Origin of the sequence: Arthrobacter sp. NPDC057388 (assembly GCF_042668165.1) — a bacterium.
Classification (GTDB): domain Bacteria; phylum Actinomycetota; class Actinomycetes; order Actinomycetales; family Micrococcaceae; genus Arthrobacter.
Window position 1 is genome coordinate 1 of sequence record NZ_JBHVBL010000070.1, and the last position, 12,633, is coordinate 12,633.

Genomic DNA, 12,633 nt, shown 5'->3' on the forward strand with positions numbered 1-12,633 from the left:
GCCGCCAACAAAATCGGCTAACCACCCCGGCTAAACACCACGGAACCCCGCCACGGCACTGACCCACCCAGCGCCGCGGCGGGGTTCCCTGCGTTTCGGGCGAATGACGCCCCGGCCCGCTCTCGGTCTAGGATCGGAGGTGTGAACCAGGCGGGATGGCGCAGCGCCCCACCGCTGGTCACGGCGACAAACCGGGAGCACCGCTGATGGCTGCAAGAGACGAACAATGGACTGACAGGGATCCGGACGTCCAGGGTGGAGGCGTCCAGTCCGTCGACCGCGCCCTCCAGATCCTGGAGATCCTGGCCCGGGACGGGCACGCCGGTGTCAGTGAAATAGCCGACGAAATGGGAGTCCACAAGTCCACGGTTTCGCGGCTGATCGGGTCCCTGGTGGCCAGGGAGATCGTGCGTCAGAACCACGACCGCGGCAAGTATCAGCTGGGCTTTGGCATCCTGCGCCTGGCCAGTTCCATCCCCGGCCGGCTAAGCCTGGTCCATGAGGCGCGTCCCACTTTGGAGAGCCTCGCGGAGCAGTACAAGGAAACCGTGAATCTCGCCGTGCTGCGCTCCAACTACGCCGTGAACGTGGACCAGGCCATGGGCCCCTCCACGCTGGCCACGTCCGACTGGGTGGGCAGCCTCACGCCCCTGCACGCCACCTCCAGCGGCAAGGTCCTGCTGGCGGCACTGCCGGCTGAGGAACGGGCGCGGATCATCCAAAAGGTGGGCCTGCCGGCCCGCACACCGCGGACCATCACGGACCGGGACACCCTGGAACAACAGCTCCTGGACGTATCCCACAACGGCTACGCAACGGTCCACGAGGAGCTGGAGATCGGCTTGACCGCGGTGGCCGTGCCCGTCTTCAACCACTTCGGGACGGTGATCGGGTCGGTCAGCATTTCCGGCCCCGCCTTCCGCTTCGACCCGGAAAACACGCCGGGACTGATCGAGGGCCTGAAGGAAGCCGGCCTGACCATCAGCGGAAAGATGGGCTACACCGGCCGGTGACGGCTTGAATGGCTGCGTCTGCTTGAACGGCTGCGTCTGCTTAAACGGCTGAGCCTGCCGAAACTTGCGGTTTCGGCAGGCTCAGTCAACGGCCCTAAGGCTCAAACAAGGAAACTAGGACTTTGCGGTCTCTTTGCGCTGCAGGGTTTCGGCACGTTCCTCCAGCGGCGGGGTGTCGGCGGTGAGGCCCAGCAGGGCTTCTCCGGACAGCGGGACGTCGCCCACCTTTTCCTGTACCCAGTCGTGGAAAGCGCCGATGTGGTGCTCGCTGGGGACGAGCACGCCGCCCTTGGCGTAGGACTTGGAGGCCATGCCCGGCTGGCAGCGTTCGCAGGCGTCGAAGTCCTGCATGTTGACGCGGTGGAACAGCTCAACGGAGGCGGTGACGTCCTTGCCGGATTCCACGACGGAGGGCAGGTACAGCCAGTCGCATTCGACGATCGTGTGGTCTGCGGACATCGGGAACATGCGGTGGATGATCACGTGGTCCGGAACCAGGTTGACGAACACGGTCGGCTTGATCGTGATCGCGTAGTAGCGGCGGTCCTGGTCCTCGCTCACGCCCGGGATGAGGTCCAGGCCCTCGGAGCCGTCCACCGTGAAGCCCTTGATGTCCTCACCGAACTCAGCGCCGTGGCCCACGAAGTACTGCGCAGCCAGGCCGTCGGCGAACTCGGGCAGGACCTCGGTCAGCTCCGGGTGGATGGTGGCGCAGTGGTAGCACTCCATGAAGTTCTCGATGATGAGCTTCCAGTTGGCCTTCACGTCGTAGCGGATGCGGCGGCCGACGGACAGGTTGGCCACGTCGTAGCCGTCAATGGCGTGGACGTTGCCGAGGCGTTCCTCGATCGCGCCCATGACTTCTTCTTCGAAGGACGGCGGCTCCTCGGCCAGGCACACCCACACGTAGCCCAGGTATTCACGGAGGTGGACCTTGGACAGGCCGTACTCGTCGCGGTCGATGTCCGGCATCTTGGTCAGGTTCGGGGCAGCGATCAGCTTGCCCTCGAAGTCATAGGTCCAGGCGTGGTAGGGGCACTGGAAGTTGCGGGCAGCTTCGCCCTTTTCCTCCATGCACAGCTTCACACCGCGGTGGCGGCAGACGTTGTAGAAGGCACGGATTTCGCCCTTGCGGGTGCGCGAGATCAGGACGCTTTCGCGGCCAATCTGAACCGTCTGCCATGCCCCGGGCTTGTCCAGGTCCGAGGACCGGATCGCACAGAACCACATCTGCTCGAAAATACGCTCCTGCTCGGCCCGGAAGATGGCCGGATCCGTGTACAGATGACCGCCCAGCGTGGGGATCAGGCTCGGGGTGGATACCTCAACAGACAATTTGCTCTCCTAACAAAACAACACAAACAACACGAATTACAAAGAAAGGATTGGGGCTAAAGCCCCGCGGCGGCACCGGCAAGGGCGGGTTCGCCCGCCGGCGTCAAAACTGAAGGCACGACGGCGGCTGCCGGCTTGGGTGCGGACGGAGCGAGGCTCCGGCGCCACTTGGTGAACAGCCGCGGCTGGTTCATGCCAAGGACGGCGACGGGAACGTCTTCGCGGTAGTAGACGGCCAGCAGGCTGTGCTCGGCGGCATCACCTGCTTCGACCTCCATGCGGTCGTAACCGGCGGAGTGGCCGGCAAACTGGATCTTCACCCCGTGCTGGTCGGACCAGAAGTACGGCGGCTTCAGCGGCTGCGCGGGTGCGTCGTCGTCCAGCAGCGCCTGGACCGCCAGGGCGGCACGCTCGAGGGCACCGGTCCAGTGCTCCACCCGGCGGTGCTTGTCCACAGCGGCGTCGAACCAGGCGGCGCAGTCGCCCACGGCCACGATGCCGGAAACGTTGGTGCGCCCCATCGCGTCGCACAACACACCGCCGTCGACCTCCACGCCGGAACCGGCGAGCCACTCAACGTTCGGCTCAGCGCCGATACCCACCACCACGACGTCAGCGGCGACGAAGGTTCCGTCGGCCAGCCGGAGGCCGGTGACGTTCCCTTCGCCCGAGTAGAAGTCTTCGATGACTGCCGACGAGATGAGCCGGACACCCTTGTTGGTGTGGAGGCCGCCCACCACAGAGCCCATTTCCATACCGAGCTGCGCGGCGAACGGCACCGGCTTGGTGTCCACCAGGGTGACATCCATGCCGCGGGAGGCTGCGGACGAGGCAACTTCGGCGCCGACGAAGCCGGCACCGATGACGGCCATCTTGCTTCCCGGCACCAGTTCCGGCGCCAGGCTTTGCGCGTCGGCGAGGGTGCGCAGCGAGAAGACATTGCTCAGGCCGGCCAGCGCCGGCAGCTGCCGGGCGCGTGCGCCGGTGGCGATGACGATGCCGTCCGCCTGGATAGCCTGGCCGTTGGCGAGGCCAATGGTCTTCGTCTCCGCGTCCAGGGACACGGCGCCTGCACCCAGGAGCCACTCGGCGTCGAGGTCGTCGGTTTCGGTTTCCAGGGACAGGTCCTCGGCCGTGATGGTTCCCAGCAGGAAGTCCTTGGAAAGCGGCGGCCGGTCGTACGGACGGTGCTCCTCATCGCCGATGATGACGAGCCGTCCGGTGAAGCCTTGGGCGCGGGCTGCCCGCGCGGCGGAAAGGCCTGCCAGGGAGGCTCCCACGATCGCAAGCGTCTGCATATATACACCCCTCTTTCTATTGCTTTTAGCGCAACAACAATCGCTATATGCAACAGAGTGATCCATGCCACCGTGGCTGTCAAGGGGGTAAAGACTCATTAAAGAAGAGGCACGTAATCGGAGCGTCTACCCTTGACAAAAGCGTGTGATGGAAAGCACTCTGTTGCATATTACGACTGCTGTTGAACCATGCGGAACAAACCGCCGGCAGTATCTCTATACCTTCAACACGAGAAAAGAGGCCCCCCATGCACAAGGCATGCCCGCTCAGCGAACTGGCACCAGGGGAAGCCCTGCGCCTGAACACCGCGCCGCCCATCGCCGTCTTTCACACCGAAGAGGGCGAGCTTTTCGCCATCGACGACACCTGCACCCACCAGGACGCCTCGCTGACGGACGGCTGGGTGGAAGGCTGCGAGGTCGAGTGCCCGCTGCACGCCTCCAAGTTCAACCTCCGGACCGGCAAGGTTGATGCACCGCCGGCCAAACTCCCGGTCCGCGTACACGAAGTCCAGGTTGTTGACGGCGACATCATGGTCATCGAGTCCGATGAAGAGCCCAACCTTCCCCCGGGCCTGACAGTGAACGGCCACATCTAACGCAAGCCCGTCCGGTGGCCTGAGCAGCGCTGCTTGGGCCACCCCCGCAACCGCAGCGACGTCTGCACCAACCCAGGAGACAATCTTGTCCACACTCCTTGAAGGCGCCCCCGCAGTCGCCGCCACCACCGCCGCAAACTCCGGTACCCCGGCAAAAGCCCGCGCCGCTGAGTTCGTCCTGACGCTGGCGTGCCCGGAACGGCCGGGCATCGTCCGCGCCATCACCACGTTCCTGGCCGACCGCGGCTTCGACATCGTCGAACACCAGCAGTTCGACGACCACGTCAGCGGCAACCTCTACCTGCGCACCGCCTTCACTCAGAGCAGCGATGCCGGTGACGCCGGCCCGCAGACTGCCGAGAGCCTGACCTCCGAGTTCGCTGCCATCGCCGGCGAGTTCGGCATGGACTTCAGCATCCACGACGGGCGCCCGCAGCGGCTGCTGGTGATGGTGTCGAAGTTCGGCCACTGCCTGAACGACCTCATCTTCCGGTGGCGCGCCGGAAGCCTGGGTGCGGAGATCGCCGTCGTTGTTTCCAACCACGAGGACCTGCGGCCCATGGCCGAGGCGGCCGGACTGACCTTCATTCACGTGCCGGTAACGGCAGCCACCAAGCCGGAAGCCGAAGCCCGCCTCCTGGAGCTGGTGGCCGAATACGACGCCGATCTTGTGGTGCTGGCCCGCTACATGCAGGTGCTGTCCGATGATCTGTGCACCAAGCTGCGCGGCCGGGCGATCAACATCCACCACTCCTTCCTGCCCGGGTTCAAGGGTGCGAAGCCCTACCACCAGGCCTACGACCGCGGAGTCAAGATGGTAGGCGCCACCGCCCACTACGTCACCGCGGACCTCGATGAGGGTCCCATCATCGAACAGGAAGTCTTCCGCGTGGACCACGCCCTCGATCCGGACGCGCTGGTCACGGTGGGCCGGGACGCGGAGACCCAGGCGCTCTCCCGCGCGGTGAAGTGGCACTGCCAGCACCGCGTCCTCCTCAACAAGACCCGCACCGTCGTATTCCGCTAATTTTCCGCTAACGCGAACCAGGAGAACCACACACCATGAGCGCATCACCACGCGTCGTCATCATCGGGGCCGGCATTGTCGGCACCAACCTCGCGGACGAGTTGTCCAGCCGCGGCTGGAATGACATCACCGTCGTCGAGCAGGGCCCGCTGGAACTGGCCGGCGGCTCAACGTCGCACGCCCCCGGCCTGGTGTTCCAGAACAACCCGTCCAAGACCATGACGGAATTCGCCACCTACACCGTCAACAAGCTGCTGGCCCTGAGCAAGGACGGCGAGTCCTGCTTCAACCAGGTGGGCGGCCTGGAACTGGCGACCACCCCCGAGCGCCTGGCCGACCTCAAGCGCAAGATGGGTGTGATGACCTCCTGGGGCGTCGAAAGCCGGATCGTCGACGCCGATGAATGCGAAAAGATCTACCCGCTGCTGAACACCGGCAAGCTCACCGGCGGCCGCGAGGTCCTCGGCGGCCTGCTCATCCCCACCGACGGCCTGGCCCTCGCCGCCCGTGCAGTGCAGCTGCTGATCGAGCGCTCCCGCGAACGCGGCGTGACCTTCCTCGGCTCCACCACCGTCACCGGCATCTCCCAGTGGGGCGGCAAGGTCACCGGCGTCGAGACCTCCTCCGGTGTGATCCCGGCGGACATCGTAGTGTCATGTGCAGGTTTCTGGGGCCGCGAGCTCGGCAAGATGGTTGGCCTGGAAGTGCCGCTGCTGCCGCTGGCCCACCAGTACGTCGTCAGCACCCCCCTCGCTGAGCTCGAGGGCGTCAACGAGCTTCCCAAGGGCGCCAGCAAGCCCATCCTCCGCTACCAGGACAAGGACCTCTACTACCGCGAGTGGGGCAACCGCATCGGCATCGGCAGCTACGCCCACCGCCCGATGCCCGTGGACATGTCCGCCCTCCCGAAGGTGTCGGCCGAGGAAATGTCCGACCACCACATGCCCTCACGCCTGGACTTCACCCTGGAAGACTTCGTGCCCGCCTGGGAGGACAGCCAGGACCTGCTGCCGGCCCTGCGCAGCGCCGCGATCGAAGACGGCTTCAACGGCATCTTCTCGTTCACGCCCGACGGCGGCCCGCTGATCGGCGAAGCCCCGGAACTGTCCGGCTTCTTCGTTGCCGAGGCCGTGTGGGTGACGCACTCCGCAGGCGTGGCCAAGGCCGTGGCCGAGCTTCTCACCGAGGGCCGCTCCCGCACCGACCTGCACGGCACCGAGCTCACCCGCTTCGAGAAGGTCCAGACCAGCGACGACTACGTCAGCGAGACCTCGCAGCAGAACTTCGTGGAGATCTACGACGTCATGCACCCGCTGCAGCCCAAGGAATCCCCGCGGGACCTGCGCGTCAGCCCCTTCAACGTCCGGCAGAAGGAACTCGGCGCCTTCTTCCTGGAGTCCGCCGCGTGGGAGCGCCCGCACTGGTTCGAGGCCAACCGGCCCCTGCTGGACGAACTGCCGGAAGAGTGGCAGGCACCGGAACGCGAGCCGTGGGCAGCCCTGTTCTCCTCCCCCATTTCCGCAGCCGAAGCGTGGAAGACGCGTACCGCCGTCGCGCTTTACGACATGACGCCGCTGAAGCGCCTCGCCGTCAACGGCCCCGGCGCCCAGGCCCTGCTGCACCGGCTGAGCACCGGAAACATCGCCAAGAAGCCCGGCGCCGTCACCTACTGCCTGCTGCTGGAGCACGACGGCGGCATCCGCAGCGACGTCACCGTCGCCCGGCTCGCGGAGGAAGACTTCCAGCTCGGCGTGAACAGCAACGTCGACTTCGACTACCTGCGCGTTGAGGCCCGCAAGCAGTCGGCAGCCGACCCGGCGAAGTGGGTGCACGTCACCGACATCACCGGCAGCACCTGCTGCATCGGCCTGTGGGGCCCGCTGGCCCGCGAAGTGATCGGCAAGGTCAGCACCGACGACCTCACCAACGACGGCCTGAAGTACTTCCGCACCAAGGAAATCAACGTTGGCGGCATCCCCGTCACGGCCATGCGCCTGTCCTACGTGGGCGAACTCGGCTGGGAGCTCTACACCACCGCCGAATACGGCCTCAAGCTCTGGGACCTGCTGTTCGAGGCCGGCCAGGAACACGGCATCATCGCCGCGGGCCGCGGTGCCTTCAACAGCCTGCGCCTGGAGAAGGGCTACCGCCTCTGGGGCACGGACGTGACCACCGAGCACCACCCCTACCAGTCCGGCCTCGGCTTCTCCGTGGCGAAGGACAAGGAAGGCTACGTTGGCGCCGAGGCCCTGGCGGCCCTCAAGGAGCAGCCGGCCGACAAGGTACTGCGCTGCCTGACGGTCGACGACGGCACCTCCATTGTGCTCGGCAAGGAACCCGTGTACGTGGGCGGCGTAGCGTCCGGTTACGTCACCAGCGCCGCGTACGGCTACTCGATCCGCAAGCCGATCGCCTACGCCTGGCTCCCGGCTTCCGTCTCCGAGGGCGACGCCGTGGAGATCGAGTACTTCGGCAACCGCGTCGCCGCCACGGTCAGCGCCGAGCCGCTGTTCGACCCCGGCATGGAGCGCCTCCGCGGCTAACCCGCTTTGCGGGCCGTCCTGACCCTAATTGAAGCTGGGCCCACGACCGCAGGGTTCCCTGGCCGAGCTTGCGAGGGTAGGGGGCGGTTGGGGACGACGGCGACACACCGGCAAGTCCGGCGTGTCGCCGTCGTTCTTGGTTAAGAAAGGGTCAGGACGGTTGGCAGTTGCCGGACAGTGATCCCTGTCCAGAGGTGGCACTGTCCAGGGCTGAGCCGGGGGCGTAGCGTGTGACCCGTGAATGAGTTGTCATTGCCGCAGCGCCTCGCCCGCGCAGTGGGCGCCAGCCCTGTCTCCGAAAAGCTGGCCGCCGCCCAGGAGCGCATCTACGGTCCGATACCCGGCTGGGCGCGGCGCAGCGTCTTTCATACCGGCGTCCTGGGCCACTCAGCCCATCCCCCGCTTACTGATGTGACGCTCGGGTGCTGGACCGGCGCTTCCATCCTTGACCTGGCCGGAGGAACCCAGGCCCGATCGGGCGCCACGCTGCTGGTCGCCGCGGGGGTACTGGCGGCCGGGCCAACCTCGCTCGCGGGCACCGGGGACTGGGCCGGGATGACCGGCGTCGAGCGCCGCATCGGCGCGGTGCACGCGCTCGGAACGGATGCCGCCATCTTCCTGTTCCTCGGCTCCCTGATGGCCCGGCTGCGCGGCCGGCATGCCCTCGGTGTTGGGCTTGGGCTGGCGGGGAACACGGTGGCCGGCGCCGGGTTCCTGGGCGGCCATCTGGCGCTCACCCGGGGAACAGCCCGAAGGGCGCCCGACGCCAGTTAGACGCCCTATAGTGATGTACTGCTTCCTGAGGCTGCGGTGGGGGATCCGTTTCCCAAGGTTTTTACAACCTTTTCATGAGGTTTCCCGAGCATCCTGAAGCTCCGGACGAAGGTTCCGACGGCGTCGCCGCTCGCACAGCAGGCTTCCTGTTGGAATGGGCGCTTACTGCTACCGAACGGGGCTCTTGACGACCCCGGCGAAGAGGCTTTACTTCCGACTGAGGAATGGTGCTGAAGATGAAGAAGACCGTCCGCTGGTTCATCCACCTTGTTGTCCTGTCCGTCGTGGCCGCCGGCAGTCTGCTCGGCGTCAACAGCGCCGCCCAGGCAGCGACTGTCGGAACCCGGAGCATCGCCTATTCCGGCGTTACCAATCCTCCAACAGCTGATAAACCGCAGAGCAAGCTGTGGTGGAATGACGGTTCCTGGTGGGCCAACATGTGGAAGACCGGCAGCGGCTGGAGCATCTACCGCCTGAACCGGGCCACCCACACCTGGGTGAGCACAGGGGTCCGGACCGACCCCAGGGCCAGCACGTCGTCGGACACCCTCTGGGACGGCACCCACCTGTACATAGCGTCCAACGTCGTGACAGCCGGGAACAGCGCGTCCGGACAGCCCGCCAGGCTGTACCGCTACAGCTACGCCGGCGGGAAATACACGCTCAACGCAGGGTTCCCGGCCACCATCTCGAACAACAGCAGCGAATCGCTGACCATCGCCAAGGATTCCACGGGGAAAATCTGGGCCACCTGGACACAGGTCTCCGGCAGCAGAAGCACGGTGTACGTCAACAACTCCCTGGCCGGCGGTACGGGCTGGGGAAGGCCTTTTGTCGTTCCCTCAGCCCAGGACCCGCACCCTACCCCTGACGACCTCTCCGCGATTGTGGCCTATGACGGCGACGAAATCGGGATCATGTGGACTGACCAGGCCACGGGTACGGCGTGGTGGGCCATGCATGACGACGAAAAGAGTCCCCGAACCGCGGGGTCGTGGAAGGTGAAGCCAGCCATCAAGGGAACCAAGCGGGTGGATGACCACCTGAACATCAAGAGCCTGCAGTCCGATCCCAGCGGCCGGGTCTATGCCGCGGTGAAGACAAGCCTTGATGACGGCACGACAGACCCGAAACTTGCCCAGCTGCTGCTGGTGGTTTTCAAGCCGGCCACGGGCTCCTTTACGCAGACCACGATCGCCAGGACTGGTGACTGCGTTACCCGCCCGCAGATCATCCTTGATACGGCAAACAATCTGGTCCATGCGTTTTACACGGCACCCTCGACGTACGTCCGTGGCTGCGCCTTCTCCGGCACCGCAGGCAGCATCTACGAAAAAACCGCTTCGATGGATAAGCCTGCCTTCACGTCCGGCCGCGGGAAAGTTGTCATTGAAGATGCAGCGTCACCCCACATGAACAACGTGACCAGCTCCAAGCAGAGCGTGAACTCCAGGACGGGGATCGTCGTCATGGCAACCAACACTGTCACCAAACGCTACTGGTTCTCCGACCGCAGCATCGGTGCCGCCCGCTGACGCCGCGCATTGGAAAAGACCCGGCCAGAACGGCCCCGCTTCCACGAGGAAGCGGGGCCGTTCTGTTTGGTGTTCGGCGGAACTCCTAGCGGGCCGACGCGGGCTCCAGGCCGGCTGCTTCAGCCGCCTCCGCGGTGGCAACGCCACCGGCGTGGGGCTCGAAGCGGACAAACATGGCCTTGAAGCCGGGGGTGTTGGACACGCGGGCCACGTTTTCCTTGTGGACCAGCGCGTTGGCCTCGGGGAAGTACGCCGCGGCGCAGCCCTTCGCCGTCGGGTAGGCCACCAGCCGGAACTTCTCGGCCCGGCGGTCGGTCCCCTGGAACGTGCTGACCACGTCCACGAGGTCGCGGTCCTTGAAGCCCTGCTCGGCCAGGTCCTCCGGGTGCACCAGGATCACGCGGCGGCCGTCGGAAATTCCGCGGTAGCGGTCGTCCAGGCCGTAGAACGTGGTGTTGTACTGGTCGTGGCTGCGGATGGTCTGCAGCACCAGGTGGCCGGCCGGCGGCGTCAGGTACTCCAGCGGGCTGACCGTGAAGCGGCCGCGCCCGATGTCCGTTGCAAAGGACCGGGTGTCGCGCGGCGGGTTGGGCAGCACAAAACCGTTCTTGGTCCGGACCCGGGCGTTGAAGTCCTCGAATCCGGGCAGGACGCGGGCGATGTGGTCGCGGACCACGTCGTAGTCCTCGGCCATGGCCTTCCAGTCCACGGAGTGGTCCGGCCCGAACGTGGCCTCGGCCATCCGTGCCACGATGACGGGCTCGGCGAGCAGGTGGTCGGACACCGGCTGCAGCCTGCCCTGGGTGGAGTGGACCACGGACATGGAGTCCTCCACGGACAGGAACTGGGCGCCCTTGGGGTGCTTGTCGTCCTTGTCCGTGCGCCCCAGCGTGGGCAGGATCAGCGAGGTGCGGCCGTGCACGATGTGGGACCGGTTCGGCTTGGTGGAGATGTGGACGGTGAGCCCGATCCGCTGCATGCCGGCTTCGAGGGTCTCGGTGTCCGAGCACGCGAGCGAGAAGTTCCCGCCCATGGACACGAACACGTCCACCTCGTCGCGCTCGAACGCCTCCATGGACTCCACGGCGTCGTGGCCGTGGTGCCGCGGCGACTGGATGCCGAACTCCTTGTCCAGCGCTTCGAGCAGCCACTCCTTGGGCTTCTCCCAGATGCCCATGGTCCGGTCGCCCTGCACGTTGGAGTGTCCGCGCACCGGGCAGGCGCCCGCGCCGGGCTTGCCGAAGTTGCCCTGCAGCAGCAGGACGTTGACCATCTCCTTGATGGTGTCCACCGAGTGCGGCTGCTGCGTGACGCCCAGCGCCCAGCAGAAGATGCTGGCCTTGGACTTGACCAGCATGCCGGCCACGGTCTCGATCTGCTCCCGGGACAGGCCGGTGGCCCGCTCCGTTTCCTCCCAGTCCAGTTCCTGGCGGGCCTCGACGTACGCGTCGAAACCGTCGGTCTGCGCGTCAATGAAGGAACGGTCGACGACGGTGCCCGGGTTCTGCTCTTCGGCCTTCAGCAACAGGTGGCCCAGTGCCTGGAAGAGGGCGAGGTCACCGCCGACCTTGATCTGCAGGTATTCGTCAGCCAGCGGCGTGCCGCCGCCCACCACGCCGGAGAGCGTCTGCGGGTCGCGGAAGTTGAACAGGCCGGCCTCGGGCAGCGGGTTCACGGCCACCACCTTGCCGCCCTTGTCCTTGCACTCCTTCAGCGCGGACAGCATGCGGGGGTGGTTGGTGCCGGGGTTCTGGCCGACGACGAAGATCAGCTCGGCGTCGTGGATGTCATCCAGCGAGACTGTGCCCTTGCCGATGCCGATCGTGGGGTTCAGCGCCGAGCCCGAGGACTCGTGGCACATGTTGGAGCAGTCCGGCAGATTGTTCGTGCCCAGCGACCGGGCGAACAGCTGGTACATGAAGGCTGTCTCGTTCGCCGTGCGGCCCGAGGTGTAGAAGACGCAGCGGTCCGGCGTGCTGGCCCGGATGTGCTCGCCGATGAGCTCGAAGGCGTCGGCCCAAGAGATCGGCGAGTAGTGCGTCTCACCCTCCCGGATGACCACCGGTTCGCTGAGGCGGCCCTGGTTGCCCAGCCAGTACTCGGTCTTCTCCGACAGCTCGGCAATGGAGTGCTTCGCCCAGAATTCCGCGCCCACGGTGCGGAGGGTGTTCTCCTCGGCCACGGCCTTGGCGCCGTTCTCGCAGAACTCGGCGGCCTTGCGCTTCTTGTCCGACTCCGGCCAGGCGCAGCCGGGGCAGTCGAAACCGCCGCGCTGGTTGAGCCGAAGCAGCGACTGCGCCGTGCGGGTCACGCCGGCCTGCGCCACGGCGCGCTCCAGCGCCACCATCACGGCTTTGACGCCGGCGGCTTCGGTCTTCGGCTTGTGGACTTCAAGCTCGTCCTCGTTGATGTCCGCGACGGGGGCGGGCTGCTTCCCGAACTTCATTGTTCCAACTTCCTAACGGCTGCTTTCGTGCCTGTCTGATCGCCACGCAAGGCGCGCCGGGCC

Annotated in this window: 9 protein-coding genes; 6 read left to right on the forward strand and 3 right to left on the reverse strand. The window is 66.1% G+C overall.

The window, feature by feature from the left end:
* The first annotated feature begins 206 nt into the window (after positions 1–206).
* Positions 207–1,013 (forward strand): IclR family transcriptional regulator, encoded by an 807-nt coding sequence (locus tag ACFUTU_RS20340; RefSeq protein WP_377967615.1) that lies wholly within the window; start codon positions 207–209, stop codon positions 1,011–1,013.
* A gap of 114 nt (positions 1,014–1,127) precedes the next feature.
* On the opposite strand, the gene ACFUTU_RS20345 is transcribed toward ACFUTU_RS20340, so the two are convergent.
* On the reverse strand, positions 1,128–2,348 hold the full coding sequence (locus tag ACFUTU_RS20345; protein WP_377967617.1) for an aromatic ring-hydroxylating dioxygenase subunit alpha: 1,221 nt from the start codon (positions 2,346–2,348) through the stop codon (positions 1,128–1,130).
* A 56-nt stretch (positions 2,349–2,404) separates the two neighbouring features.
* On the reverse strand, positions 2,405–3,646 hold the full coding sequence (locus tag ACFUTU_RS20350) for an NAD(P)/FAD-dependent oxidoreductase (RefSeq protein WP_377967619.1): 1,242 nt from the start codon (positions 3,644–3,646) through the stop codon (positions 2,405–2,407).
* A 248-nt stretch (positions 3,647–3,894) separates the two neighbouring features.
* Here ACFUTU_RS20350 and ACFUTU_RS20355 point away from each other — a divergent pair, with 248 nt between their 5' ends.
* The 5 genes from ACFUTU_RS20355 to ACFUTU_RS20375 all read left to right on the forward strand — a co-directional run bounded on the left by ACFUTU_RS20355 (position 3,895) and on the right by ACFUTU_RS20375 (position 10,124).
* Positions 3,895–4,245: a bifunctional 3-phenylpropionate/cinnamic acid dioxygenase ferredoxin subunit gene (locus tag ACFUTU_RS20355; protein ID WP_377967621.1), complete on the forward strand. Its 351-nt coding sequence runs from the start codon at positions 3,895–3,897 to the stop codon at positions 4,243–4,245.
* A gap of 85 nt (positions 4,246–4,330) precedes the next feature.
* Entirely contained in the window at positions 4,331–5,272 is a 942-nt protein-coding gene (gene purU / locus ACFUTU_RS20360; protein WP_377967623.1) for a formyltetrahydrofolate deformylase, read from the forward strand.
* A gap of 35 nt (positions 5,273–5,307) precedes the next feature.
* A complete protein-coding gene (locus ACFUTU_RS20365; RefSeq protein ID WP_377967625.1) occupies positions 5,308–7,815 on the forward strand; it encodes an FAD-dependent oxidoreductase in 2,508 nt (835 codons plus the stop codon).
* Positions 7,816–8,067: 252 nt separating this feature from the next.
* A complete protein-coding gene (locus ACFUTU_RS20370; protein WP_377967627.1) occupies positions 8,068–8,589 on the forward strand; it encodes a hypothetical protein in 522 nt (173 codons plus the stop codon).
* 236 nt (positions 8,590–8,825) lie between these two features.
* Positions 8,826–10,124: a hypothetical protein gene (locus tag ACFUTU_RS20375; protein ID WP_377967629.1), complete on the forward strand. Its 1,299-nt coding sequence runs from the start codon at positions 8,826–8,828 to the stop codon at positions 10,122–10,124.
* A gap of 85 nt (positions 10,125–10,209) precedes the next feature.
* On the opposite strand, the gene ACFUTU_RS20380 is transcribed toward ACFUTU_RS20375, so the two are convergent.
* Complete coding sequence (locus tag ACFUTU_RS20380; RefSeq protein WP_377967631.1) at positions 10,210–12,570, reverse strand: FdhF/YdeP family oxidoreductase; 2,361 nt, start codon at positions 12,568–12,570, stop codon at positions 10,210–10,212.
* Between the last annotated feature and the right edge of the window lie 63 nt (positions 12,571–12,633).